General features: G+C 49.6%; 23 protein-coding genes and 1 pseudogene. 14 read left to right on the forward strand and 10 right to left on the reverse strand.

Annotated elements, in window-relative coordinates:
• Positions 1 to 343: 343 nt before the first annotated feature.
• From DBY90_RS09305 to DBY90_RS09350, 8 genes are all read right to left on the reverse strand, one after another.
• A complete protein-coding gene (locus DBY90_RS09305) occupies positions 344 to 1,795 on the reverse strand; it encodes a hypothetical protein (protein WP_107987068.1) in 1,452 nt (483 codons plus the stop codon).
• A 9-nt stretch (positions 1,796 to 1,804) separates the two neighbouring features.
• Complete coding sequence (locus DBY90_RS09310; RefSeq protein WP_107987070.1) at positions 1,805 to 2,548, reverse strand: hypothetical protein; 744 nt, start codon at positions 2,546 to 2,548, stop codon at positions 1,805 to 1,807.
• On the reverse strand, positions 2,545 to 3,171 hold the full coding sequence (locus DBY90_RS09315; RefSeq protein WP_185952202.1) for an STY4526/YPO1902 family pathogenicity island replication protein: 627 nt from the start codon (positions 3,169 to 3,171) through the stop codon (positions 2,545 to 2,547). The genes DBY90_RS09310 and DBY90_RS09315 overlap by 4 nt, the downstream gene beginning before the upstream one ends.
• 33 nt (positions 3,172 to 3,204) lie before the next feature.
• Positions 3,205 to 4,869: a ParB family protein gene (locus tag DBY90_RS09320; protein ID WP_107987074.1), complete on the reverse strand. Its 1,665-nt coding sequence runs from the start codon at positions 4,867 to 4,869 to the stop codon at positions 3,205 to 3,207.
• 2 nt (positions 4,870 to 4,871) lie between these two features.
• Complete coding sequence (locus tag DBY90_RS09325) at positions 4,872 to 5,783, reverse strand: ParA family protein (RefSeq protein ID WP_107987076.1); 912 nt, start codon at positions 5,781 to 5,783, stop codon at positions 4,872 to 4,874.
• 215 nt (positions 5,784 to 5,998) lie between these two features.
• On the reverse strand, positions 5,999 to 6,736 hold the full coding sequence (ubiE, locus tag DBY90_RS09330) for a bifunctional demethylmenaquinone methyltransferase/2-methoxy-6-polyprenyl-1,4-benzoquinol methylase UbiE (RefSeq protein WP_003743261.1): 738 nt from the start codon (positions 6,734 to 6,736) through the stop codon (positions 5,999 to 6,001).
• 287 nt (positions 6,737 to 7,023) lie between these two features.
• Entirely contained in the window at positions 7,024 to 7,464 is a 441-nt protein-coding gene (locus DBY90_RS09340; protein WP_070493107.1) for a gamma-butyrobetaine hydroxylase family protein, read from the reverse strand.
• 358 nt (positions 7,465 to 7,822) lie between these two features.
• Complete coding sequence (locus tag DBY90_RS09350) at positions 7,823 to 9,109, reverse strand: CAP domain-containing protein (RefSeq protein WP_070493110.1); 1,287 nt, start codon at positions 9,107 to 9,109, stop codon at positions 7,823 to 7,825.
• Positions 9,110 to 9,440: 331 nt separating this feature from the next.
• Between DBY90_RS09350 and DBY90_RS09355 the strand changes: the two genes are divergently transcribed.
• From DBY90_RS09355 to DBY90_RS09380, 6 genes are all read left to right on the forward strand, one after another.
• Positions 9,441 to 10,769 (forward strand): anaerobic C4-dicarboxylate transporter family protein, encoded by a 1,329-nt coding sequence (locus DBY90_RS09355; RefSeq protein ID WP_070493120.1) that lies wholly within the window; start codon positions 9,441 to 9,443, stop codon positions 10,767 to 10,769.
• 134 nt (positions 10,770 to 10,903) lie between these two features.
• A complete protein-coding gene (locus DBY90_RS09360; protein WP_003743254.1) occupies positions 10,904 to 11,089 on the forward strand; it encodes a DUF3460 family protein in 186 nt (61 codons plus the stop codon).
• Between the two features lie 10 nt (positions 11,090 to 11,099).
• Positions 11,100 to 11,768, forward strand: a complete 669-nt coding sequence (locus DBY90_RS09365) for a class I SAM-dependent methyltransferase (RefSeq protein WP_070493113.1) — start codon at positions 11,100 to 11,102, stop codon at positions 11,766 to 11,768.
• 4 nt (positions 11,769 to 11,772) lie between these two features.
• Positions 11,773 to 12,507 (forward strand): tetratricopeptide repeat protein, encoded by a 735-nt coding sequence (locus DBY90_RS09370; protein WP_003743251.1) that lies wholly within the window; start codon positions 11,773 to 11,775, stop codon positions 12,505 to 12,507.
• Positions 12,508 to 12,585: 78 nt separating this feature from the next.
• A complete protein-coding gene (gene purE / locus DBY90_RS09375) occupies positions 12,586 to 13,071 on the forward strand; it encodes a 5-(carboxyamino)imidazole ribonucleotide mutase (RefSeq protein ID WP_003743250.1) in 486 nt (161 codons plus the stop codon).
• Between the two features lie 119 nt (positions 13,072 to 13,190).
• Complete coding sequence (locus tag DBY90_RS09380; RefSeq protein ID WP_070493115.1) at positions 13,191 to 15,098, forward strand: ATP-binding cassette domain-containing protein; 1,908 nt, start codon at positions 13,191 to 13,193, stop codon at positions 15,096 to 15,098.
• A gap of 71 nt (positions 15,099 to 15,169) precedes the next feature.
• Here DBY90_RS09380 and guaB read toward each other — a convergent pair whose 3' ends face one another.
• Positions 15,170 to 16,633: an IMP dehydrogenase gene (gene guaB, locus DBY90_RS09385; protein ID WP_019270955.1), complete on the reverse strand. Its 1,464-nt coding sequence runs from the start codon at positions 16,631 to 16,633 to the stop codon at positions 15,170 to 15,172.
• 177 nt (positions 16,634 to 16,810) lie between these two features.
• On the opposite strand from guaB, the pseudogene DBY90_RS12945 reads away from it, so the two are divergent.
• The 4 genes and pseudogenes from DBY90_RS12945 to DBY90_RS09400 all read left to right on the forward strand — a co-directional run.
• Positions 16,811 to 16,927: pseudogene (locus DBY90_RS12945) on the forward strand (IS5/IS1182 family transposase); the annotation flags it as partial.
• Between the two features lie 469 nt (positions 16,928 to 17,396).
• Positions 17,397 to 18,683 carry a phosphopyruvate hydratase gene (eno, locus tag DBY90_RS09390; protein ID WP_039409060.1) on the forward strand — a complete coding sequence of 429 codons (1,287 nt, stop codon included), beginning with the start codon at positions 17,397 to 17,399 and terminating at the stop codon, positions 18,681 to 18,683.
• A 16-nt stretch (positions 18,684 to 18,699) separates the two neighbouring features.
• Complete coding sequence (ftsB, locus tag DBY90_RS09395; protein WP_003743241.1) at positions 18,700 to 18,978, forward strand: cell division protein FtsB; 279 nt, start codon at positions 18,700 to 18,702, stop codon at positions 18,976 to 18,978.
• Between the two features lie 412 nt (positions 18,979 to 19,390).
• The gene (locus tag DBY90_RS09400) at positions 19,391 to 19,885 is read left to right on the forward strand and encodes a hypothetical protein (protein WP_003743239.1); all 495 of its coding nucleotides are present in this window, start codon (positions 19,391 to 19,393) and stop codon (positions 19,883 to 19,885) included.
• A gap of 217 nt (positions 19,886 to 20,102) precedes the next feature.
• Here DBY90_RS09400 and DBY90_RS09405 read toward each other — a convergent pair whose 3' ends face one another.
• A complete protein-coding gene (locus tag DBY90_RS09405; protein WP_070492544.1) occupies positions 20,103 to 21,476 on the reverse strand; it encodes a DEAD/DEAH box helicase in 1,374 nt (457 codons plus the stop codon).
• A 337-nt stretch (positions 21,477 to 21,813) separates the two neighbouring features.
• On the opposite strand from DBY90_RS09405, the gene DBY90_RS09410 reads away from it, so the two are divergent.
• From DBY90_RS09410 to efp, 4 genes are read left to right on the forward strand one after another with little or no spacing between them, the layout of a single operon-like run.
• Complete coding sequence (locus DBY90_RS09410; protein WP_070492543.1) at positions 21,814 to 22,758, forward strand: class I SAM-dependent methyltransferase; 945 nt, start codon at positions 21,814 to 21,816, stop codon at positions 22,756 to 22,758.
• A gap of 37 nt (positions 22,759 to 22,795) precedes the next feature.
• On the forward strand, positions 22,796 to 23,074 hold the full coding sequence (locus DBY90_RS09415) for a hypothetical protein (RefSeq protein ID WP_003743234.1): 279 nt from the start codon (positions 22,796 to 22,798) through the stop codon (positions 23,072 to 23,074).
• Positions 23,075 to 23,122: 48 nt separating this feature from the next.
• Positions 23,123 to 24,274, forward strand: coding sequence for an elongation factor P maturation arginine rhamnosyltransferase EarP (gene earP / locus DBY90_RS09420; RefSeq protein ID WP_070492542.1), 1,152 nt, complete (start codon positions 23,123 to 23,125; stop codon positions 24,272 to 24,274).
• 41 nt (positions 24,275 to 24,315) lie between these two features.
• Positions 24,316 to 24,876, forward strand: a complete 561-nt coding sequence (gene efp, locus DBY90_RS09425) for an elongation factor P (RefSeq protein ID WP_002219406.1) — start codon at positions 24,316 to 24,318, stop codon at positions 24,874 to 24,876.
• Positions 24,877 to 25,020 lie beyond the last annotated feature (144 nt).

Here is a 25,020-nt window from a genome sequence, read left to right on the forward strand (position 1 = left end):
TGTCTGGGGGACATACTCAGAAATTCGTTGTTTGGGTGTGTCTGGGGGACACACTCAGAAATTCGTTGTTTGGGTGTGTCTGGGGGACACACTCAGAAATTCGTTGTTTGGGTGTGTCTGGGGGACATACTCAGAAATTCGTTGTTTGGGTGTGCATAGTATGCACAGTCTCGGTAATCGGTTTCAGGTGTTCACAGTGTGAACAGCATTTTGCCGCAGCTTCACCCCTTACCCTTAAAAGCCTTTTATTGTGCGAACTTTAATTACACGGATAACCGACACTTCGGAATCTTGCTTAACCAACCTCCGAAACATGGATTTTCACTATCGGAGGCTCATGGTTTTAACGGGTGTGTTTCTGTTCCAGCATTTTCTGCATATCGCCAATAACTTTTTTGCCATAATCTTTTTCTTTCGGTGCTTCAGACGGCTCTACTGTATTCGGCAATACTCGGTTAGCTGTCATACGTGCTGCTTCAATACGCATGTTTCTCACAATGGATGCAAATGAGCAGGTTAAGCCTTCAGGACTAGCAGCCTGTTTACACAAGTGTGTCAGTAAACCCAGCGGACTGTTGACGGGTTTAACCTGTCCGGCAATTTCGTCAAGAATTTCCTGATATTGGTCGTGGCTGCCATTGGGAAAGAACTTGTCAAAGACGTGTCGGCAGTCTGTTTTCAATTTGGACAGCTTGGATGGGTATACCAAACCTTCAAGACGTATCTCGGCATCTCCATTGGAAGGAACAGGAGTATCAACCACCACCACATCACATTCCTGTGAAGTTCCAGTATCTTTGTTTGTTGTAGTTGTAATATCCTCCGTAGGAGGATTGTTGTAATTATTACTATATATATTTTGCCGATTCGTCGCTTCTGATTTTCCCAAATCGTCACTTCTAAACTTCTGACCTTCTCCTTTAGTTACTTCCGAGTTTTCCAATTTGTCACTTCCCAAAACCTTCCTCGATTGCGTTTTGCTTGCCGCCAATACGCCCAAACGCATTTCTGGCTTCTGTGTGAGTCTGATTTTTTCTTCCAGCATGGACATCAGACGTGCGCCATTGATGTGGCTAAAGATACGGGCGTTCTGCTCGTAATGTTTTTCTACCAACAGGCCGGCATTCTTCAACATGGTTCGAGTACGTTGCTGCGGTTTGTAGCCCAACATGGTAGCCTCTTCCCATTCTTTGATGGTGGCCGAGTAATAAAGTCGTCGCATCATAAAGGGGTTGTTCAGATTAGCGTGACGGGCGCTTTGGTGCAGGGCGTTCGACAGGATAACAGCCGCATGGATGTCGCCTGTCAGCCATACCAAGTCAAGGTGGTATACGATGGAATCACTGAAATAGTCGCGGATAAAACCTAGCTCCTGTTTGCGCCATTCTTCGATGGTCAGTTGAGTTACATCTGCTAAACCGAAGGATTCGCAGATGGCTTCCGACAGAGCCTTCAAATTCACACGCACAGCTAAACGCGCCCCTTGGCCGATACGGGCAATCTGAATCAGGTTGAGTTCGACCAGTTTATTTTTGCACAGACCCTGTTCGCGTTTGGTCAGACCGGTTTCTTCTTCCGTTTCACCAATGGATTTGAATATCCAACCGTCACGGATTTCGACATTGATACCGACCCGCAGCCAGTAAAGTAATTGTGACAGATAGGCGGCAGTTTTAAGGCTGCCGGTAATGTGTATCAGGCTGCGGTGTACCACGATCCGGCGGCCTGACTGCAAACGGCGCCAGCAAGCAACAAGATTGCCGTTGAACTCTTTCGGAGGGAGCAGTTCGTTCATCATGCCTCCCTATACCTGCGTGTTATGAAGATACTGCCATGACAAATCTGCCATGGCTTTATGATTCAGACGGAATACGGTCAGTTCGTACAATGGGTGTCGGCCTGCTTCCAACAATCCGGCTTTGGCCAAAGCCTTCATGGAACGATGCTGTTCTGTTTCATCCAACATGGACATGGCCTTTACCTGTTCTTCGGTATAGGGGATCCATTCGCTGAAATCGCCGCGTTTGTCCGGTGTCTGATAGCGTTGTTGTGCCTGTACCATAAAATAGAACAGCACATCGTTGATTTTGAGGCCGGATTTCAGCATGGCTGCCGCACACATCCGGTCAACCGGAACGGACGGCATCATGCTGTATGTACTGTCTCCGCGCAAAGCGTTATCCTGCTCGCGCAACGCATCGGAGAAGTGCTTCTCGTTCAGGCTGTATACAGTATGCACACCGGAACGTTCGGACAGCAGAAACCACTGCTGTTTCAGCAGACGGCGCACATTATGCCAACGGCTCTGGCCGAAGCCCAAGCCGTCGCGCATATCGGCATCGCTGATGGCGACCGATTGACCGTAAGGACAGCTTCGGACCATCCACGATAAAAAGTAACCGGCATAGGTATCTCCCACCAACTGGCCGTAAGCGGGGACATACAGAACTGGTTCTTCCATCAGAGAACCCAGTACGCTGGTAATGACTTGGTTCTGTTCGATTTCCGCAAGTTCTGGATATTCGTACAGATTTAATACTTTGTTCATTTCAAATACTCCGAGATGGCAGTATTTAACTGGGAAAGGTCGTAGTCGGGAAAGGCTTTGTGCAGCAGTTGATAGCGCGTATAACTGTCTTTCTCCTGTTTGCACAATTTCTCCCAGTAAGCTGCAACCGTCAGTTGCTCTTCCAGCTCCAGTGTTTTACGTCTGCCGACTGCTACCGGCAGGTTCATTTCTGATCGCAGTTTCTTAATATCGGCCGATGCCAGCATCGCGCACATATTCAGGATCATGGTATTACTCGCGCCATGAGCAACCAGCCATTCGCATTGCTGCATCTGGCGTTGTCGCTTCTCGTTCTGTTCGCGCTCGATACGCATGATTTCCTGTAAAGTGTTTAGGTCAATACGGACTTCCAATACTCCTGCCAGGCGTTCGGCAATCGTGCCGACTTGTTCCGCTGTTAGTTTGCTCAGATATTCGAATACCTCAGCGTATTTACCAATCATCACAGAATTGGTTATTCGTTCCTGCTTGCACGGCGAACCGGCAGCAAGGATATTCAGAATCTGTGCATAGAGTAGGGCGTTCTTGCCTGTCAGACGCATCTTGTAGGTATCGGCAGCCGGCATCACGACAGGCTGGCGGCGTGCCGTATTTCTTAACATTCTCCGTTCTGGAAACATACTCCGACCTCCTCATCAAACCGGTTTGAACACATCCATTTTCGGCCAGCCGCAATAGTGTGCATTGATAACCGCCTGCAGATATTCGAACAACAGCGGCGACAGTTCTTCATCGCCTGTCATCAGGTAATAGACGTTCAGGTTCAGATTATCGAAACCGCCGGCTCCCAAAGTGTATTCAACCACGTCTTTGAATAATTCCGGATCGCGGTAAGCGGCCGCCAGTACGGGATGTCTGCGTTCGTTTGCCAAAAACGGATTGTATTTTTGCAGCATATCAGGCGAACCGAACAATTCGGATTCGTTGCTGGTCTGCCACAAATAGCCGAAGACGACTGAGGCACGCGGATGGCGAATGTTCAGACTGCCGTTTATCAGCAGGTTGCCGCGCCATTCGTCACTGGAAAAATCCGGTAAATCCAGCATGTAACCATAAGGCATTTTGTCGTCAAATATCAGGAAATCACGGATGTTGGCTGCATTTGTCAGATTAATCACGGCAGTATGCAGGGCTTTGATTGCCTGATTTTCATCTAAGGCTACCGCTGCGGCAGCCGAAGGCAGGGTTACGGGATTATGGGCAGAAACGGAAGTAGGGGATTCGGCAGCAGATTGAGGAAGAGGGCGGTTACTGGTTTCAGTTTCGCGTATAAATGCCTCGGAATGCGGTTCGACCGCATTCCGAGCCACGCTGTCGCTCTGCACGTCAGGCGTTGTTGTTGTTTCCGCTTTTTCCTGTGGCTCAGAATCGGACGCTGTTCCAGTTACGGCGGCGGAAGCTGCGCCATAGCCGTTTGGAGAAGTTGTCCCAGTTTCTTGTTTGATGCCGTAAACGGCTTCAAACTGCTGTTGCAGGTATACTTGAAGCGCCGGAACATCGAGTTCCGTCTCTTCAATATGTTCACTGTGCCACCTATCTAACGTCGACTCCCAAAAATCGGCAAACGCTGTCCCAGTTTCATGCTCAAAAGCAAGCTGTCCCAGTAATTCGTTGTATTGTTTGCGGATTTCAGTTGTCTTTGATAATGACAAATCATTACAAAACTTTCCGAGTGCGCTCAAATTGTCGGTAGCAAAGAAAAATAGAGATAACTTAGAAAACGAAATTGAAAGACCATAAGATGAGAACGCGTCCACCAACTTGCGCAAACCCAAGGTTTCAGAGGATTTTTCCTGCAACATATCGCGGATTTCCGCATACGCACAGGCTTTGTCCCAAAAAACCATATCCGCACGTTGTTCGTTTTCAATCAGGTGGGCGATTTGGATGTCTTCGTCGTTGGTGTATTCAATATAGATGCACGGAATGCTTGCAAAACGGGCATCGCCAGTTTCCTCATACAGTTCTTTGACGATTTTAAGGCGCGTATTACCGCCTTGTGCTAGTATGTACTTGCCGGAATCGGGACGACGGGTCACATGCACCGGGTGCTGCACGCCCGATGCGCGGATAGAGGCTTTGATTTGTCCGTACAGTTCCTCGTCGTGTTGGCGGCGGGGATTTTTGTCGAAAAAATCAATGTCGTTAACTGATAAATTGAGGAACATGCCCGGCATATTTTGCGGGGCAGTATTCAGATTCATACCGGTTTGGGTCGGATTGGCAACGAGCAGGCTGGAATTGACCAAGCCGCCCGTCAGTTTCCGAGTCGGTCTGATGGGTTGGTTGCCGTTGGACATGATTATTCTCCCGCTGTATCGGTTTCAGATTCATCTGTACCATATTCGCTGTACAAATCGGCCATATTATTGAAAAAAGTGCCTTTCAACTGCTGATCTTTAATCGGCGGGAAAAGCTCATACACGAGAGAAGTCATTACTGAGAGTGCAGATTCGGACTTGCCTGCGTGTTCCCGTTCGTGGCAATGTACCGGAATCCGATAAGTAGAGGCTTCCAAATAGGCTTTAGCATACGGAATAACCGTATTCAGAATCTGATTTTTTCCGTCAATGGAAGTATTGAACTCGGCTTTGATTTCATAAGCAATCAGACGAGCATTACGCGTACGGTCTTGCGCGTAAATCAAGGCACGCAGAGGCGGAACCTCTAAGTTGATGGCTGAACCGAGGCTGAGGCGTTCCAGCAGACCCAACGTACCTTTCAAAAACTCACGCGTGCTGAGTGCGCTCGGATTGATTGGGCTAAGGAGCATGGTTGAAGCATAGACAACAGCATCCTGAACCGGACCGACAGCACCTTGGGTGTCGATAATAACAATATCGTAATTAGTCTGAATGAATGGATGAACCAGCTTCGAACGCAGCAAAACAGCGCGGTCGATACGGTTTTGGACATTGATACGGACATCATCCGACAGGTTGTTTGACAGGATAATATCTAAATTCGGATAAACCGTATTGGAAACGGTAGATGAAATGGTATTTTCGGAATTGTCTGCCAAAAGCAACTCGACAATACCGTTCGGTGCAACGTAATGCAGCGGATAGTATTTGCTCAAAGATGCTTGAGGGTCGGCATCAATCATTAATACACGGAAGCCCATATCGGCAAGCATGCCGCCGATGTTTGCAGTAACAGTTGTTTTTCCTGTTCCACCTTTGGTCCCCACGATTCCAAGAGTCGTAATAGGCATAGGATGACCTCTGTAAAATTGCGTTAAAAATAAGCCTATACCGTATATCTTGACTGTTTTAAGCCACTTCGAACGCCGGTTTGGAAATTTTACCAAAGGCAGCGTTCTTTAGTTCGCATAATGTATATTATGTTAAATTTACTCGATAGTAGTATTTTAAAGGCCATCTTAATTATCAGATGGCTTTTTTTATGGATATCTTAGAATTTTATTCCCTAAAATTTTACGCCTTTATGTAATGCTACAATTCCTGCGCTCATATTATGATAATCCACGCTGTCAAACCCCGCGTCCAGCATCATCTGTTTCAAAGTTTCTTGGTCGGGATGCATACGGATGGATTCGGCGAGATATTGATAGCTGTCAGCGTCTTTTGCAATCAGTTTGCCCATAACCGGCAGCAGCTTGAAGGAATACAGGTCGTACACGCCTTCCAGCGGTTTGTAGACTTTGGAAAACTCCAACACCAGCAGCGTGCCGCCCGGTTTCAACACGCGGTACATCTCTTTCAGCGCGGCATCTTTATGCGTCATGTTGCGCAGACCGAAGGCGACAGAAACCAGATTGAAATAGTTGTCGGGAAACGGTAGTTTTTCAGCATCAGCCAGCGATACAGGCAGAATCAGCCCTTCGTTGAGCAGTCGGTCGCGTCCAACGGTCAGCATTGAAGAATTGATGTCAGTCAGCCAGACTTCGCCCTCTTTTCCCACTCGTTTGGCCCAGCCTCGAGACAGGTCGCCCGTACCGCCGGCAATATCCAATACTTTGTCGCCTTTTTTCAAGCGTGCGGTATTGATGGTGAAATGCTTCCAAACACGGTGCAGGCCGCCGGACATTACATCGTTCATGATGTCATAGTTTTTCGCTACAGAATGGAATACTTCGGCTACCTTGCCTGCCTTTTCGTTCTCATCTACGGTACTGAAACCAAAATGGGTTTTGTGGTCGCTCATGTTGCCTGCCTTTTGATAAATTTAAAATTAAAATAATGTGAACTCAGATATTGAATACGTCGAAATCGCCAATCATTTTCGACGCAGGAAATATATTTTTCGCCTGCCCCACCTTAAAACGAGCGGTTGTTGGGTAATCCGTACAAACCGAAGATGTGGTGTCCGTACAGGTGCGTGAAAAAAATCCGTCTGTTTTCAAGACAGTGAAGGTAACGTTGTACGCTCTCGATAGCAAGCATGCTCCGGTACCTAAAAATTGCAGCTCCATATTTTCAGACGACCTTTTGTCAATGTCTTCCGCCGCAACCTCCGCTGCCGCAGGTATGGCCGGATTTCGGTTCGGCATTCAAATCGTCAGAAGAAGGAATACGGGACGCGCCAGCCAGCTCCATACGGCGCAGATAGTCCGCCCACAGCGCATCGTAGTCGTGCGCCAGCTTGTGCAGATAGGCCCAGTCGTACAGGCCGCTGTTGTGGCCGTCTGAAAAAGTGATTTTCAAAGCATAATTACCGACTGGCTCCAAATCAGCAACGGTAACGCTTGCCTTTCCGGTTTGTAAAACCTCCTGCCCTACGCCGTGTCCGCGCACTTCCGCACTGGGCGAATAAACACGCAAAAACTCTGCGGAAAGTGGTTTTTCATCGGCATCGTAACACAGCGTCAGCGATGCACGGTCTTTCGACAGACGTATTTCCGTCGGAATGAGGTTGTTTTCGTTCACGGTCATACTCCGGATTTTTTACGCAGCCACGCAACTTTGATGGAAAAAACGCCCCCGGCCGCGGCAAACAGCAAAATTGAATAAAGGGACAGGCGTATCAAATTTATCCTCGTCTGCCCGTTTAAGCCCAAAGGTAACATCATCAGTCCTGCAAATATTAAAAACGCCGAAACCATTAAAGCGATAGAAATGAAGGCCTAGCGGGTATTGGCATTGATTTTGTGATGACGGCTCATGGCTGCGCAAGGGTTGCTGAACTTGAAGTCGGGTCATTCTATCAGTTTTGCAGGCTAATTTCGATAAAAGGTCGTCTGAAACGGAAACGCCTGTTTCAGACGACCTTTTGGCTTTTGCTTTATCAGGCTTACTCGATAAGCAGGACAACTGCTTTTTCGGTTTCTTCATTCGGCATCAGGCGTACGGCTGTGCCGGTTTTTCCTTTGAGGCGCACGAGGAAGCCTCCGGGTTTGCGTTCCAAAACCTCAAGCTTTGCATCACCTCGCGGGCGGAATGTGATTTTTTCGCATTCGCGAAGACACCAGTGGTTTTTCCAATGAATGAAATAAATGTTATCCGGTTTGACGGCAAGCGTTTCTCCGCCATTAACGACAAAATAAGGATAATCGGGCTTTTTGGTTTTGAATGTCCATTCTGCTTTCTGTTTCTTACCGTTTTGACTGTATTCGAATACGGCGCGGTAGGCAGTGTCGTATTCGAGCGGCGATAGCGGGAAAAGCGCGAATTGTTTGTCGGTCAACTGTCCGTTTGGATCTGTGTATTTATCCAAAATTTTGGTTTTGTCGATTTCGTTTTTGCCTTGATAAAGTTTGAACGACAGCATCTTGACTTCACCCCCATCGTCTGAAAATGCAATGCTGACGGGATTTCCGGTAAATTCATAACCGGGCATGGGATCGGGATGTTCTCCGTAAAAATCCGGCGCGGCAAAATTTCCTTTCGGATAAGCGATATACGCTAATTTTGTTTGATTTTTAATTTCGTCGGCGTAAACGATAGAGCCATTGAAACAAGAATTTTTATAGAAACGGCGGCCTGCTTCCGGATAGGATCGCCCTAACGAACACCAATGATTGAATTCCCGGTTGCCCTGATTGAAGACGACTGCGGTTTTTCCGTTGCCATGCTCAACAGCTACGCCCGCTTCATCAATATTTTGACCAAGCAAAGAAAAACGGTGGTAAATGGCTGTCATCAGGGCATCGGTTTGCTCGTGCAGGACAAGCGTGTTTTTAAATCCATCCTGATGACGGTACTCGCCCGTGCTGATGTTTTCATGAACCCCATCGAAATAATAGCCGGCCTTGCGGGCGCGGTCGGAGGGCTTGTATCCCGTGTAAAATTGATTATTCCGATGTTTTTCGTCATGGCCGTCTTCAGGATTGATCAGCAGATATTTGGCGTGCCTGCGGGCTGAGCGTTCCAATACCGGGGAATTCGACAGAGAATTCAAACCGGCAGCGGCACGCAAAAAATTAAGGTAACCCAAACCGCTTAAAGATTCTACGGACGAACGGTCTTGACCGGCTTGCGGATGGATAAGGTCGTCTGAAAAGAAATAGCGATTTTGCTGGTAATAAAACAGACCAAGCGCGCCTGCTAATATTACCAGCCAGATGGAGATGGATTTCATATTGTCATTTTATAGAGTGAAGTGAGTTTAACGTAATGATGAAAGAACTTGGCGAATCATACAGCATAATATCCGTAAACGTCGTCTGAAAAGTGCCGGCCAAGTGAAATAAATGTATTTTTATTACAGTAAAATATTGTTAAGCGAATCTGCCTGATTTATAATTCCTGCCATATTGAAAGATGAAGTTTTTGCATTTTATGGGCAAATGACTTCATCCTCTTTTTTGTCTGTTGAAAATATTGAATATTTGCTCCATCGGTATTGGTTTGGCCAGCCCGAATCTGATATTTGCTTTATATCCTCGAATTAGGAAGTGTTCATGTCCACAATGTTTTTTATCCAGTTCGCCATCGTACTGGTGTGTATCTTAATCGGCGCGCAGGTCAGCGGTATCGGCTTGGGCGTACTCGGCGGTATCGGGCTGGCGGTTTTGGCCTTTGGTTTCCATCTCGAGCCGACCAGTCCGCCGATTGACGTGATGCTGATGATTATGGCGGTTGTTTCCGCCGCCGCATCGATGCAGGCAAGCGGCGGTTTGGACTACATGATTAAAATCGCCACCCGCGTTTTACACCGCAATCCGAAATACATCACCTTCATCGCGCCTGCGGTCACTTACCTGTTTACCGTATTGGCAGGCACGGGACACGTTGCCTATTCTGTGTTGCCCGTTATTGCCGAAGTCAGCCGCCGCAACGGCATCCGCCCGTCGCGTCCGTTGACGATGGCGGTTATCGCGTCGCAATTTGCCATCGTTGCCAGCCCGATTGCGGCCGCGGTCGTTGCCTGCGTTACCTACCTTGAGCCGCAACACATCACCATGGCTGATGTGCTGAAAGTGACTGTTCCTTCAACCATTCTCGGTATCGGTCTCGCCTGCATATTCGTCAACAAACTTGGCAAAGAGTTGAAAGATGACCCGCATTATCAGGCGTTGCTGAAAGACCCGGAATATGTAAAAGCCAACGAAAAAGATTCGGCTGAAGTATCCAATGCGCCCGTCAGCAAAGAGGCGAAACTCTCGGTCGGGATTTTCCTCGCCGCTGCATTGCTGGTGGTCGTGATGGGTGCCGTCCCCGAGTTGCGCCCGACTTTCCAAACGGAAGAAGGACCGAAACTGATGGGTATGGCGCACGCCATCGAAATCGTCATGCTTTCTGCCGCCGCGCTGATTATCCTGCTGTGTAAACCGGATGGTAACGCGATTACCAAAGGCTCGGTGTTCCACGCGGGGATGCGCGCCGTTATCGCCGTATTCGGCGTGGCATGGCTGGGTGACACGTTGATGCACGGTCATCTGGCAGAAGTCAAAGAAACCGTATCGCATTTGGTCGAAACCGCGCCGTGGACTTTTGCGTTTGCCCTGTTTGTTTTGTCCGTCTTGGTTAACAGCCAAGGGGCGACCGTCGCAACGCTGTTCCCCATCGGTATTTCGCTGGGCATTCCCGCTCCGATTATCATCGGCACGTTTGTCGCGGTGAACGGCTATTTCTTCATTCCAAACTACGGTCCAATTATCGCAGCGATTGATTTTGACAGCACGGGTTCGACCAAAATCGGCAAATTTATTTTCAACCACAGCTTCATGATCCCCGGCCTCTTGAGCATGGCATTCAGCTTGGCATTCGGTTTGCTGCTGGCGAATTACTTCTTTTAAGGTCGTCTGAAAAAAGGTCGTCTGAAAACGCAAAATGTGTTTTCAGACGACCTTTGCATTAGGATTATCCGCTATAATATCACCGCATAACAAAACCCGTCTTTTACGACCCTATCCCCACGGAGCGTACAAAAATGTACCACTACAAATCCGAAGCCACCCAGTTTCTCGACAAACTTATCGAAGACAATCCGCAACTGGAAACGCAACGCCTAGAAAACCGCCACCTGCTTTGGGATGTCGAATTAAATCCGCAAGAGCAGGCAGAGTTTGAGGCTGCCAAAGTCGCCAAAAAACCCTACACATACTATCAAGACTGATCGTGCCGAAATGACCGTCCGCACATCCAACACACCTGCCGGAATACAGGACTACCTCAATACCATCGGACAAGCGGAGCATCCCGTCCTTGCCGCATTGCGCGAGCGCACGCTTTCACACCGATTAGGCAATATGGCCATCGCCCGCGAACAAGCCGCCCTGCTTTCTTGGTTGGCGCAGCTTATCCATGTCGAAAAATATTTGGAAATCGGCGTGTTTACAGGATACAGCAGCACCGCCGTCGCGCTTGCATTGCCGGAGCATGGCAAAGTTACCGCCTGCGACATCAACGTAACATTTACCGACATAGCGCGCGAAACTTGGCGAGCGGCAGGGGTGGAACACAAAATTTCGCTGTACCTGCAACCCGCCCTTTTGACTTTGGACGACCTGATAGCGCAAGGCGAAGCGGAAAGTTACGACCTGGCCCTGATAGATGCAGACAAGCCCCCTACCCCGCAATATTTCGAACGTTGCCTGAAGCTTGTGCGTAAGGGCGGCATTATCGCCATCGACAATGTTTTGCTGAACGGCAGGGTCTTGCATGAGGGCGACGAACACTCCCCGCCCAGCTTGAAAATACTGCAAACATTCAACCGCAGCCTGCCCGACGATGAACGTATCGTTCCCATTACCCTACCTGTCGGCGACGGATTGACCCTTCTATTGAAAAAATAAACCGATGAAAACAAACCTGCTTATCCGACTGCTTCCCATTGCCTTTACCGCCGCCTGTACTTCCGTTTCATCCCCGTCTTCAGACGACATTTTTTCGCTGCCGGATATTCCCGATAGCCCGCAGAAAGTATCCATCCCCTATCCCAAGCTTGACGAACAGACACAAATCGACCATTTGGGCGTACAGGTTGCACGCATTGAGCGGGAAATGGAGGCGGTAAACCTTCGTTTGCAGCAAATCGAGCAGCAAAACAAAATCCACTCCCGTCCTGCTAAGAAAACCGTGTCCCAACGCTTGGACGACCAGAAGCTCAAAAAACATTATCTGGAGAACGGCGGTACCGCGCCGACCGAAACAGATTCGCTTACCCTAAACGAAACCCGTCTTTACGAGCGTGCATCCAAATACTACCGCAGCGGGAATTATCGGGCGGCGGCAGCCATTCTGAAGGAAGCCGACGGCGGTAACGGCAGCGATATTGCGCGCCGCAATATGTATTTGTTGCTGCAAAGCCAGCAGCGCATGGGCCACTGCGAATCCGTCATCGAAATCGGCGGCCGCTACGCCAACCGCTTCCGCAGCAGCCCGCAAGCCCCCGACGCACTCTTCAGCATCGGACAATGCCAATACCAACTGCAACAGAAAGACATCGCCCGCAACACATGGCGCAAGCTGATACAGAGCTATCCCGGTAGCGAAGCCGCCAAACGCGCCGCTATCAGTATCAAGCAACGATAACTTTTCTGACGACCTCCCCCTATTCGAAGGTTGTCTGAAATCATTCATTGAATAACGTTTTATACACTAGGAGCAAATATGGCCAAAATCGGCATCATCATGGGCAGCAACAGCGACTGGCCCGTCATGCAGCAGGCAGCGCAGTTTCTCAAAGAGTTTGGCGTTGAATACGAAGCCCGCGTCGTGTCCGCACACCGCACCCCCGATTTAATGTTTGAATACGCCGAAACCGCCCGCGAGCGTGGCATCAAAGCCATCATCGCCGGCGCAGGCGGCGCGGCACACCTGCCCGGTATGGTTGCCGCCAAAACCACCGTCCCCGTATTGGGCGTTCCCGTACCTAGCAAATACCTGCGCGGCGAAGACTCCCTACTCTCCATCGTGCAAATGCCCAAAGGCGTTCCCGTTGCCACTTTTGCCATCGGCGAAGCAGGAGCCGCCAACGCCGCCCTGTTCGCCATCTCGCTGCTTGCCAACGAAGACCCCGAACTGGCGCAAAAACTTGCCGATTTCCGCGCCAAGCAGGAGCAAACCGTTTTAGACATGGAATTACCCGAAGCCTGATATAAGAAAGGTCGTCTGAAAACGGATTTTCGTCTTTCAGACGACCTTTTTGCCTGATTTCAAAGAAACCTTCAAAATCGTTTAAAATCCATACCCTTTCATCTTTCTCAATCTGCCTTATGAACATCTTATCCGTAGAAAACGCTTCCTTTGCCGTCGGTCATGTCGCCTTGCTCGACAAAACTTCCTTTCAACTCGACAGCGGCGAAAAAATCGGTTTAATCGGCCGCAACGGCGCGGGTAAGTCTTCGTTTCTGAAAATCCTCGCCGGCGTGCAAAAGCTCGACGACGGGCAGATTATCGTTCAAAACAACCTCAAAATCGTTTATGTGCCGCAGGAGTCGTTTTTTGACAAGGAAGCCACCGTATTCGACACTGTCGCCGAAGGCTTGGGCGAAATCCGCGACCTGCTGCGCCGTTACCACCGCGTCAGCCATGATTTGGAACACAATTCAGACGACGTTTTATTGAAAGAACTCAACGAATTACAGCTTGAAATCGAAGCGAAGGACGGCTGGAAGCTGGATGCGGCGGTGAAGCAGACTTTGGGCGAACTCGGTTTGCCGGAAAACGAAAAAATCGGCAACCTCTCCGGCGGGCAGAAAAAGCGCGTCGCCTTGGCGCAGGCTTGGGTGCAGAAGCCCGACGTATTGCTGCTGGACGAGCCGACCAACCATTTGGACATCGACGCGATTATCTGGCTGGAAAACCTGCTCAAAGCGTTTGAAGGGAGCTTGGTCGTAATTACCCACGATCGTCGTTTTCTGGACAACATCGCCACGCGTATTGTCGAACTCGACCGCGGCATTCTGCGTTCCTATCCCGGCTCGTTCTCCAAATACAGCGAGAAAAAAGCACAAGAGTTGGCAGTCGAGGCGGAACACAACCGCCTGTTTGATAAATTCCACGCGCAGGAAGAAGCGTGGATACGCAAAGGCATCGAAGCGCGCCGTACCCGCAACGAAGGCCGCGTGCGCCGTTTGGAAGAACTGCGCCGCCAGCGTGCCGAACGCCGCAATGTACAAGGGCAGGTCAACTTCAAGCTCGACAGCGGCGAGAAAAGCGGCAAAATCATCGCCGAGCTGGAACACGCCTCGTTTGCCTACGGCGACAAAGTCATCATGGACAAATTCTCCGCCATCTTGCAACGCGGCGACAAAATCGGCTTAATCGGCCCAAACGGTATCGGCAAAACTACTTTCCTCAAGCTAATTCTAGGTGAATTGCAGCCGACCTACGGCAGAATCCGTATCGGCAGTAAGCAGGAAGTTGCCTATTTCGATCAGTTTCGCAGCGCACTGAACGAAAACGACACCGTGTTTTACACGCTCGGCCAAGGTAATGATTACGTCGAAATCGGCGGCAAGAAAAAACACGTCATGAGCTATCTGGAAGATTTCCTGTTCCACTCTGCCCGCGCGCAAAGCCCCGTCTCATCGCTCTCCGGCGGCGAACGCAACCGCCTCCTGCTGGCAAAACTCTTTACCCGCCCCGCCAATATCCTAGTTTTGGACGAACCGACCAACGACTTGGACATCGACACCCAAGAGCTGCTCGAAGACCTGCTGCGCGATTACCAGGGCACGGTATTCCTCGTCTCACACGACCGTATGTTCCTTGATAACGTAATTACCCAAAGCATTGTTTTCGAAGGACAAGGACGTCTGAAAGAATACATCGGCGGCTATCAGGACTACATCGACGCAAAATCACGCGAAGAGAAAATTCAGACGACCTCCGCACCAAAAATAACCGCAGAACCGGAAAAAGCCAAACCCAAAGCCAACCGCACGGTCAAACTTTCCTACAAAGAACAACGCGAACTCGACGCCCTGCCCGACAAAATCGCCGCCTTGGAAACCGAACAAGCGGAAATCAATGCGCAACTTTCCGATCCTGAAATTTTCAAAGATTACGAAAAAGCCGGCGCATTGCAAAACCGTGCCGAAGAAATCGAAACACTGCTCTTGGAAAAATTGGAACGCTGGGAGCTTCTGGAGGCTAAGCAGAACGGTGAAGCAATCTGATTTTTAGGGCATTATTCAAACAATAGAAAAAGGTCGTCTGAAACTTTCAGACGACCTTTTTTCATTTTACCTTAGCGGTGATAGTTCGGCGCTTCTTTGGTAATTTGAACATCGTGAACGTGGGATTCGCTCATACCGGCGGAGGTAATTTCTACAAATTCCGCTTTTTCGTGCATTTCTGCGATATTGGCGCAGCCCAAATAGCCCATGCTGGAACGCAGACCACCGGTCAGTTGGTGAATAATGTTCACAATCGGACCTTTGTAGGGAACGCGGCCTTCGATGCCTTCGGGGACGTATTTATCGGTGCTGTCGGTTTTGTCTTGGAAGTAGCGGTCGGCGGAGCCTTGGCTCATTGCACCCAGAGAACCCATGCCGCGGTAGGATTTGTACGAGCGGCCTTGGTAGAGTTCGATTTCGCCCGGTGCTTCTTCCGTACCGGCAAACATACCGCCGAGCATGACGCTGTATGCGCCCGCTGCCAAGGCTTTGGCGATATCACCTGAGAAGCGGATGCCGCCGTCGGCAATCAGCGGAACGCCTGTATCTTTGAGGGCTTCGGCAACGTTGTGAATGGCGGTTAGTTGTGGCACGCCTACACCTGCAACGATACGGGTTGTGCAAATCGAACCCGGACCGATACCGACTTTGACGGCGTCTGCACCTGCTGCGACCAAATCCAAAGCGGCTTTGGCGGTTGCGATATTGCCGCCGATGACTTGGATGTGCGGATAGGTTTCTTTCACCCATTTCACGCGTTCGATAACGCCTTGGCTATGGCCGTGTGCAGTATCGACGACAATGACATCGACTCCAGCTCCGACCAATGCTTTTACGCGCTCTTCAGTGTCGCCGCCAGTGCCTACAGCCGCGCCTACACGCAAACGGCCTTCGGAGTCTTTGTTGGCATTTGGAAACTCGGTGGTTTTCAAAATATCTTTTACGGTAATCAAGCCTTTCAGCTCGTCTTTTTCGTTCAAGACCAAAACGCGCTCGACTTTGTGTTCGTGCATCAGTTCGCGCGCTTCGTCGATACTTGTACCTTCGGGGACGGTAACCAAGCGTTCGCGCGGGGTCATGATGGCGGAAACGGGCAGGTCGAGGCGGTTTTCAAAACGCAGGTCGCGGTTGGTAACAATGCCGACTACTTTGCCGTTTTCAACGACGGGCAGACCGGACATTTTGCGTTTGCGTTGCGCGCGCATTTCCAATACTTCGCGGATAAGCGTCGTCGGCGCAACCGTAATAGGGTCTTTCACTACGCCGCTCTCATGGCGTTTCACTTTGGAAACGGCACGCGCCTGCATTTCGGGCGTCATGTTTTTATGGATAATGCCGATACCGCCTTCTTGCGCCATGGAAATGGCGAGGCGTGCTTCGGTAACGGTGTCCATCGCGGCGGAAAGTAAGGGAAGGTTGAGCGTGATTTCTCGGGTGAGCTTGGTTTGAAGTTTAACGTCTCGTGGCAGCACGGTTGAATGTGCAGGAACCAACAAAACATCGTCGAAAGTATAGGCTTTTTCTACGATACGCATGATGCTCAGTCTTTCAGTTTGTGCAAGATGCACGGCATTATAGCATTTAAACGCCAACCTTGACAAAATTTTGCAGGACCTTTGTCATTTTTTTACACGATGATAAATGCCCGGAAATTTTGATACCGATTTTGCTTTTTCAACAAAGTTATCAATATTTCTCCCAAATATCCTGTTTATAGTGGATTAAATTTAAATCAGGACAAGGCGACGAAGCCGCAGACAGTACAAATAGTACGGCAAGGCGAGGCAACGCCATACTGGTTTAAATTTAATCCACTATATTTCCTAGAAAATGGAGAGAAAGGATGAGTCATTCTCGGCGTAAGGGCTTTAAATAATCACTCAAATATGGTTCGCATTATTGAAAGCAGCGGCTATCACAGATTAGACAATGCTGCTCTCCAACCCCTTAAAAACATCCTCATTTATCCCAAAATTCGAAAAGATATTGAATATTATCGGCTGGTTAAATGCTCATTCGAATCGTTTTTCAGACGACCTTCCTGCCTAAAACAAAGCATTCTCAGCAAGCTCCCCTGCCCTGAAACCTCAAAAACTGTTAAAATGCGGGGCTGCTTTAGCAGATATTATTTCTTGTGCAAACCGATGTTGACGTGAAACAAACTTACAGTTGGTTTCATCGTAATTCCAATACCACCATCGGTATAATCGCCGTTGATGTGTTTTCAGCGACACTCACAGGTCGTCTGAAATGTAACAAAGCTACTTTTCTTTTTTCATCCTCATTTGGAGAATATTCATGAGCGCAATCGTTGATATTTTTGCCCGCGAGATTTTGGATTCACGCGGCAACCCCACCGTAGAATGCGATGTATTGCTGGAGTCCGGCGTAATGGGCCGTGCCGCCGTACCGAGCGGTGCGTCTACCGGTCAAAAAGAGGCTTTGGAACTTCGCGACGGCGACAAATCCCGCTACTCGGGCAAAGGCGTATTGAAAGCAGTTGAACACGTCAACAACCAAATTGCCCAAGCCCTGATCGGCATCGATGCCAACGAACAGTCCTACATCGACAAAATCATGATCGAGCTGGACGGCACTGAAAACAAAGGCAATTTGGGTGCGAATGCTACTTTGGCAGTTTCTATGGCTGTTGCCCGCGCGGCTGCCGAAGATTCAGGTCTGCCGCTGTACCGTTACTTGGGCGGCGCCGGTCCTATGGCTTTGCCTGTTCCGATGATGAACGTTATCAACGGCGGCGAACATGCCAATAACAGCCTGAACATTCAAGAATTTATGATTATGCCTGTCGGCGCAAAATCCTTCCGCGAAGCCCTGCGCTGCGGCGCCGAAATTTTCCACGCGCTGAAAAAACTGTGCGACGGTAAAGGCTTCCCGACTACTGTCGGAGATGAAGGCGGTTTCGCACCTAACCTGAACAGCCACAAAGAAGCCCTGCAACTGATGGTTGAAGCAACCGAAGCCGCTGGTTACAAAGCAGGCGATGATGTCTTGTTTGCTTTGGACTGCGCATCCAGCGAGTTCTACAAAGACGGCAAATACCACTTGGAAGCCGAAGGCCGTTCTTACACCAGCGCAGAATTTGCCGAATACCTCGAGGGCTTGGTTAACGAATTCCCGATTATCTCCATCGAAGACGGTATGGATGAAAACGACTGGGACGGCTGGAAACTTCTCACCGAAAAACTCGGCAACAAAGTACAACTGGTTGGCGACGACTTGTTCGTAACCAATCCGAAAATCCTTGCCGAAGGCATCGAAAAAGGCGTGGCAAACGCATTGCTGGTCAAAGTCAACCAAATCGGTACTTTGAGCGAAACCTTGCAAGCGGTTGACTTGGCAAAACGCAGCCGTTACGCCAGCGTAATGAGCCACCGTTCGGGCGAAACTGAAGACAGCACCATTGCCGACTTGGCAGTCGCTACCAACTGTATGCAGATCAAAACCGGTTCATTGAGCCGATCTGACCGCATGGCGAAATACAACCAACTGCTGCGCATCGAGGAAGAATTGGCAGAAGCTGCCTACTACCCCGGCAAAGCCGCATTCTATCAACTGGGCAAATAAGAAAAGGTATTGATGTATGAAGTGGGTAACTGTTGTTTTATCCATCGCGCTTGCTTACTGCCAATACAGCCTTTGGTTTGGAAAAGGCAGTATCGGGCATACGGAAGAATTGCAGGAACAACTTTCCGTGCAGGAGGAGAAAAACCAGACGCTCACTTTGCGCAACCAGTTCCTTGCTGCGGAAGTCGATGATTTGGCGAACGGTCAAGAAGCGATTTCTGAAATTGCCCGTGTGGAATTGGGTTACGTCCAAGACGGCGAAACCTATTACCGTTTTATCGAACGCAGCCGTTAATTGCTCTGATGGGAATAAAAGGTCGTCTGAAAAATTTCAGACGACCTTCTTTTATCTGTAGCTTGGACTTTCCCCGCGAAAACAACTTGGTTTTATAGTGGATTAACTTTAAACCAGTACGGCGTTGCCTCGCCTTGCCGTACTATCTGTACTGTCTGCGGCTTTGTCGCCTTGTCCTGATTTAAATTTAATCCACCATATAAAAATATTCAGAGTTTGCTGCTACTTCAAACTTTCATATTCCTACCTATGCGGAAATGACGGTATTAATGAGAGTATCTTAATTTTAAATTGTACAAAAAATGAAATGTCCTCAAATAGTGAAATCAACTAAAAATAGAAATAAGAATTGATTGCATTTGACTTTTGAACTAATATAACGCCATTCTTCCTACCTCGTCTGAAGCTTGCCATGCGTTACCACTTTCCGATTTCTGTCGATATGTTTGACTTTCTGACCACAGGCCGATTTGATTATCTGGAAATCGGACAAACTGCAGAAATGATTTTACAAATGTTCCCCGCTCCCGAATGCGTTCCTAAAGGGCTTTTAGTGAAAAAGGGATGGAATATCTGGCTTTATGGCAATATTGAACTGCATTTTTCAGACGACCGCCTTACTCAAATCCGTGCTGATTTCCAACCCGGAGAGCCATTAAACGGAGGACGCTGGTTAAGTCTTAATCCCTGGTTCTTCAATCATGCAGACAAGCTTGATTTGTATTCGACTATTGCAAAACTGGTACAGCACCGCATCGACTTTATCAAAATAGATACACCTTCCGCACTGATTTTGCGCTTGCAAAGCGGTGTGGAGCTGATGTTTGAGAAATTCAGCGGACAGCGGTTATTTGCATTTTGCAAACAGAAAACCACGCTTCCTCAATGGGCGCATGAGCCGGTATAAATTTATGGCGTATTGAACCCATCTGTCTCAAACTCTCCTTCGTCTCATCATAATAAAAAGGTCGTCTGAAATCGATTTTCAGACGACCTTTTTGTTAGGCAACGCGGTATCAAAGTTTCTTCATATAGTGGATTAACTTTAAACCAGTACGGCGTTGCCTCGCCTTGTCCTGATTTAAATTTAATCCACTATACCCGCTATTGATTTGGCTTTAGCATCAGCCTCTTTTCGCTGGACGGCTTGGTTTTGAGCCGAAAGAATCGTTGGCTTTACGTTTGCCTTTGAAGCCTTCGCTGCCTTTCTTAAATCCTTCTTTTTTGAAACCTTCGCCGCGCGATTTGCCGCCGAAGCCTTCTTTACCCGGTTTCTTATCGCCGCGCCAGCCGCCGGATTTTCTATCGCCCCAGCCGCCTTTGCCTTTCGGCTTGCCGCCTGCGGATTTGCGCTTGCGGGTCGGCTCCATGCCTTCGACGGTCAGCTCAGGCAATTTACGGCCGATGTATTTTTCGATTTTGTGTACTTTGACGTATTCGTTCACTTCGGCAAAGGTAATCGCAATACCCGTGCGCCCTGCCCGTCCGGTACGGCCGATGCGGTGAACGTAGTCCTCCGCCTGTTTCGGCAGGTCGTAGTTGATAACGTGGGTAATGGTCGGCACGTCGATACCGCGTGCGGCGACGTCGGTGGCAACCAAAATTTTGCAGCGGCCTTTGCGCAAATCCATCAGCGTGCGGTTGCGCCAGCCTTGCGGCATGTCGCCGTGCAGGCAGTTGGCGGCGAAACCTTTTTCGTACAAATCATCGGCGATGACTTCGGTCATGGCTTTGGTGGACGTGAAAATCACGCATTGGTCGATATTGGCGTCGCGCAGGATGTGGTCGAGCAGGCGGTTTTTGTGGCGCATATCGTCGCAGTACAGCAGCTGCTCTTCGATTTTGCCTTGGTCGTCCACGCGCTCGACTTCGATGATTTCAGGGTTTTTCGTCAGTTTGCGCGCCAGCTTACCGACCGCGCCGTCCCAAGTGGCGGAGAACAATAAAGTCTGACGGTCGGTCGGGGTAGCTTCGACGATGGTTTCGATGTCGTCGATAAAGCCCATGTCCAGCATACGGTCAGCTTCGTCCAAAATCAGCACTTCCAAGCGGGCGAAGTCGACTTTGCCGCTTTGCATCAAGTCCATCAGACGGCCCGGCGTGGCGACAATCAGGTCAACCGGTTTGCTCAGGGCGCGGGTTTGGTAGCCGAAAGATGCGCCGCCGACGATGCTGACGGTGCGGAACCAGCGCATATTTTTAGCATACGCCAGCGCGTTTTTCTCAACTTGCGCCGCCAATTCGCGGGTCGGCGTCAACACCAACGCGCGCGGGCCTTTGCCCGGTTTTTCGCTGCGTTTGGTCAGCCGCTGCAACGTCGGCAGCAGGAAGGCGGCGGTTTTGCCGGAACCGGTTTGTGCCGAAGCCATGATGTCGCGGCCTTCCAAAGCAAACGGAATGGCTTGCGCCTGAATCGGCGTCGGGCTTTCGTAACCCTCGCTGCGCACGGCGGACAAAATGTTTTTATCAAGGTTCAAATCGGCAAATTTAATAGACATGGCTATCCTAAAGAGACAACAACGCGCACGTCTGAACGGTTTTCAGACGACCTGAAGCAAAGGAAAGTAACGATACGGGAAATGTGAAGTTACAGGGTTGTCGCAAGCATCTTGCTTGTGGTTAACATCGACGACAACCTGCACAGAAAGGCTTGGCAAATCAGCAAGCAATAAAAGAAACGCGCCCGAAACGGCGGTTTAGGTTGGAAGACGATGGCTTCGTATAAAAAGGCGAACGGCGGATAATATCGATTTTATGGACAACGGTCAAGCAAAAAGGCATCAAGTGCGTTAAAATCCAAACCCTTCCCAATACTTATTCAGGCTGTCTGAAACCATGACCGACATCACACCCTTCGCCAACCGCATGGGCAAAAACATCAAACACCTCATGAAATGGGCGAAACGCAACGGCATCGAAGCCTGGCGCATTTACGACCGCGACATCCCCCAATTCCCCTTTGCCGTCGATGTTTACGGCGACCAAATCCACCTTCAGGAATACGATACCGGCTGGCTGATGCAGCCCGAAGAATACGAAGCGTGGCTTGCCGAAGTATTGGAAGCCGTCGCCTTCGTTACCGGTTTTGCGCCCGAACAAATCCACCTCAAACGCCGCGAACGCCAAAAAGGTTTGCAGCAGTACGAGAAAACCGGCAAAACCGGCGACGATTTCGTCATCACCGAAAACGGCCGCAAGTTTTGGGTCAACCTCGATAAATACCTCGACACCGGCCTTTTTCTCGACCACCGCAACACGCGCAAAAAAGTCGGCGAAACCGCAGCGGGCAAACGCTTCCTCAACCTGTTCTCCTACACCGGCAGCTTTACCGTCTATGCAGCCACCGGCGGCGCAGCGTCCAGCGAAACCGTCGATTTGTCCAACACATATCTCGATTGGGCGAAACGCAATTTCAAACTTAACGGCATCAGCCCCGAACAACACCAAATCGTCCGTGCCGACGTGTTCCAATATTTGCAAAACGCCGCCGCCGAAGGCAAACAGTTCGACCTTATCGTCATGGATCCGCCCAGCTTCTCCAACAGCAAAAAGATGCTCGACATCCTCGACATCCAGCGCGACCACAAAAAATTAATTGACGGTGCGATGAACCTGCTCTCTTCTGACGGCATTTTGTACTTCTCCAACAACTTGCGCAGCTTCGTCTTGGACGACTCGGTATCGGAACAATACGCCGTCAAAGACATTTCCAAACAATCCGTTCCCGACGATTTCCGCAACAAGAAAATCCATCAGTGTTGGGAAATCCGGCATAAATAACCGCCCTCTTCCAATTATTTCGAACTGATTACACACCATGTCCAAACCGCTTATCATTCGCTGGCTCGTCGTCTGTCTGATACCCTTGGCGACGCTTGCCGTTTTCGTCGTCAATCCGCCCGAAGACGAGGCGCAGCACTTAATCAACGGCATCATCCTTGCTTGCGAAGCGACGTTTTTGTTCAAATTCATCCTCTTCGAAACCATCAAGCATCATCTTAAGCAAGAGTTTGATTTGAAACGTCAAACCATGTTGCTGTTTATTCCGATCGTTTTGCTGATTGTGTATTTGTTCCACTATTTCGGCGCGTTTTAGTTTTGAAAAGGTCGTCTGAAACCGATTTCAGACGACCTCAAGTCTTTTATGAATACACACGTTTTTCCTGTTTGTTGGATTTTTTGCAACGTCATCGACAATTTCGGCGATATCGGCGTTTCCCTGCGGCTTGCCCGTGTTTTGCATCGTGAACTCGGTTGGCAGGTGCATTTGTGGACGGACGATGTTTCCGCCTTGCGTGCGCTTTGCCCTGATTTGCCCGATGTTCCCTGCGTTCATCAGGATATTCATGTTCGCACTTGGTATGTCGAAGCGGCGGACATTGATACCGCGCCCGTTGCCGATGTCGTCATCGAAACTTTCGCCTGCGACCTGCCTGAAAATGTCTTGAACGTTATCCGTCAACACAAGCCGCTTTGGCTGAATTGGGAATATTTGAGCGCGGAAGAAAGCAATGAAAGGCTACACTTGATGCCTTCGCCGCAGGAGGGTGTTCAAAAATATTTTTGGTTTATGGGGTTTAGCGAAAAAAGCGGCGGGCTGATACGCGAGCGCGATTACTGCGATGCCGTCCGTTTCGATACCGAAGCCCTGCGTCAGCGGCTGATGCTTCCCGAAAAAAACGCACCCGAATGGCTGCTTTTCGGCTATCGGAGCAATATTTGGGCAAAGTGGCTGGACATGTGGCAACAGGCGGGCAATCCGTTGACCTTGTTGCTGGCGGGTACGCAAATTATCGACAGCCTCAAACAAAGCGGCGTCATTCCGCAAAATGCCCTGCAAAACGACGGCGATGTTTTTCAGACGACCTCAGTCCGCCTTGTCAAAATCCCTTTCGTTCCGCAACAGGATTTCGACCAACTGCTGCACCTTGCCGATTGCGCCGTGATACGCGGCGAAGACAGTTTCGTGCGCGCCCAGCTTGCGGGCAAATCCTTCTTTTGGCACATCTATCCGCAAGACGAGAATGCCCATCTCGACAAACTCCACGCCTTTTGGAATAAGGCGCATGGATTCTATACGCCCGAAACCGCCTCGGCACACCGCCGCCTTTCAGACGACCTCAACGGCGGAGAGGCTTTATCTGCAACACAACGCCTCGAATGTTGGCAAACCCTGCAACAACACCAAAACGACTGGAGACAAGGCGCGGAAAAGTGGAGCCGTTGTCTTTTCGATCAGCCGTCAGCTCCTGAAAAACTCGCTGCCTTTATTTCAAAGCATAAAAAAATACGCTAAAATAGCGCGTTTATTTACAACCGATTTGATTGGAAATCACAATGAAAACAGCACAAGAACTGCGCGCCGGCAACGTATTCATGGTCGGCAACGATCCTATGGTCGTTCAAAAAACCGAATACATCAAAGGCGGCCGCTCTTCCGCCAAAGTCAGCATGAAACTGAAAAACCTGCTGACCGGTGCCGCTTCCGAAACCATTTACAAAGCCGACGACAAATTCGACGTCGTCATCCTGTCCCGCAAAAACTGTACTTACAGCTACTTTGCCGATCCTATGTACGTCTTCATGGACGAAGAATTCAACCAATACGAAATCGAAGCCGACAACATCGGCGATGCGTTGAAATTCATCGTTGACGGCATGGAAGACCAATGCGAAGTAACCTTCTACGAAGGCAACCCCATTTCTGTCGAACTGCCTACCATCATCGTACGCGAAGTCGAGTACACCGAGCCAGCCGTTAAAGGCGACACTTCAGGCAAAGTGATGAAAACCGCGCGTCTGGTCGGCGGCACTGAAATCCAAGTGATGTCTTACATCGAAAACGGCGACAAAGTCGAAATCGATACCCGTACCGGCGAATTCCGCAAACGCGCTTAAGCATCAGCTGCGGTTCAAGACAAAAGGTCGTCTGAAAAGTTTCAGACGACCTTTTGTCTATTTTACAACCATCGTTCTGCAAGTTGCCCGGATTCGCCGCATTACGCCGCAAAACGCCCTGTCCAAGCCGTTTTTATGCTAAAA

This window comes from Neisseria mucosa (assembly GCF_003044445.1).
GTDB classification, from domain to species: Bacteria; Pseudomonadota; Gammaproteobacteria; order Burkholderiales; family Neisseriaceae; genus Neisseria; species Neisseria mucosa_A.

Coding starts and splice junctions, on each gene's coding strand:
- DBY90_RS09305 (WP_107987068.1), bottom strand. CDS start 1,795: ATGAACGAACTGCTCCCTCCGAAAGAGTTCAACGGCAATCTTGTTGCT.
- DBY90_RS09310 (WP_107987070.1), bottom strand. CDS start 2,548: ATGAACAAAGTATTAAATCTGTACGAATATCCAGAACTTGCGGAAATC.
- DBY90_RS09315 (WP_185952202.1), bottom strand. CDS start 3,171: ATGTTAAGAAATACGGCACGCCGCCAGCCTGTCGTGATGCCGGCTGCC.
- DBY90_RS09320 (WP_107987074.1), bottom strand. CDS start 4,869: ATGTCCAACGGCAACCAACCCATCAGACCGACTCGGAAACTGACGGGC.
- DBY90_RS09325 (WP_107987076.1), bottom strand. CDS start 5,783: ATGCCTATTACGACTCTTGGAATCGTGGGGACCAAAGGTGGAACAGGA.
- ubiE (WP_003743261.1), bottom strand. CDS start 6,736: ATGAGCGACCACAAAACCCATTTTGGTTTCAGTACCGTAGATGAGAAC.
- DBY90_RS09340 (WP_070493107.1), bottom strand. CDS start 7,464: ATGACCGTGAACGAAAACAACCTCATTCCGACGGAAATACGTCTGTCG.
- DBY90_RS09350 (WP_070493110.1), bottom strand. CDS start 9,109: ATGAAATCCATCTCCATCTGGCTGGTAATATTAGCAGGCGCGCTTGGT.
- DBY90_RS09355 (WP_070493120.1), top strand. CDS start 9,441: ATGTTTTTTATCCAGTTCGCCATCGTACTGGTGTGTATCTTAATCGGC.
- DBY90_RS09360 (WP_003743254.1), top strand. CDS start 10,904: ATGTACCACTACAAATCCGAAGCCACCCAGTTTCTCGACAAACTTATC.
- DBY90_RS09365 (WP_070493113.1), top strand. CDS start 11,100: ATGACCGTCCGCACATCCAACACACCTGCCGGAATACAGGACTACCTC.
- DBY90_RS09370 (WP_003743251.1), top strand. CDS start 11,773: ATGAAAACAAACCTGCTTATCCGACTGCTTCCCATTGCCTTTACCGCC.
- purE (WP_003743250.1), top strand. CDS start 12,586: ATGGCCAAAATCGGCATCATCATGGGCAGCAACAGCGACTGGCCCGTC.
- DBY90_RS09380 (WP_070493115.1), top strand. CDS start 13,191: ATGAACATCTTATCCGTAGAAAACGCTTCCTTTGCCGTCGGTCATGTC.
- guaB (WP_019270955.1), bottom strand. CDS start 16,633: ATGCGTATCGTAGAAAAAGCCTATACTTTCGACGATGTTTTGTTGGTT.
- eno (WP_039409060.1), top strand. CDS start 17,397: ATGAGCGCAATCGTTGATATTTTTGCCCGCGAGATTTTGGATTCACGC.
- ftsB (WP_003743241.1), top strand. CDS start 18,700: ATGAAGTGGGTAACTGTTGTTTTATCCATCGCGCTTGCTTACTGCCAA.
- DBY90_RS09400 (WP_003743239.1), top strand. CDS start 19,391: ATGCGTTACCACTTTCCGATTTCTGTCGATATGTTTGACTTTCTGACC.
- DBY90_RS09405 (WP_070492544.1), bottom strand. CDS start 21,476: ATGTCTATTAAATTTGCCGATTTGAACCTTGATAAAAACATTTTGTCC.
- DBY90_RS09410 (WP_070492543.1), top strand. CDS start 21,814: ATGACCGACATCACACCCTTCGCCAACCGCATGGGCAAAAACATCAAA.
- DBY90_RS09415 (WP_003743234.1), top strand. CDS start 22,796: ATGTCCAAACCGCTTATCATTCGCTGGCTCGTCGTCTGTCTGATACCC.
- earP (WP_070492542.1), top strand. CDS start 23,123: ATGAATACACACGTTTTTCCTGTTTGTTGGATTTTTTGCAACGTCATC.
- efp (WP_002219406.1), top strand. CDS start 24,316: ATGAAAACAGCACAAGAACTGCGCGCCGGCAACGTATTCATGGTCGGC.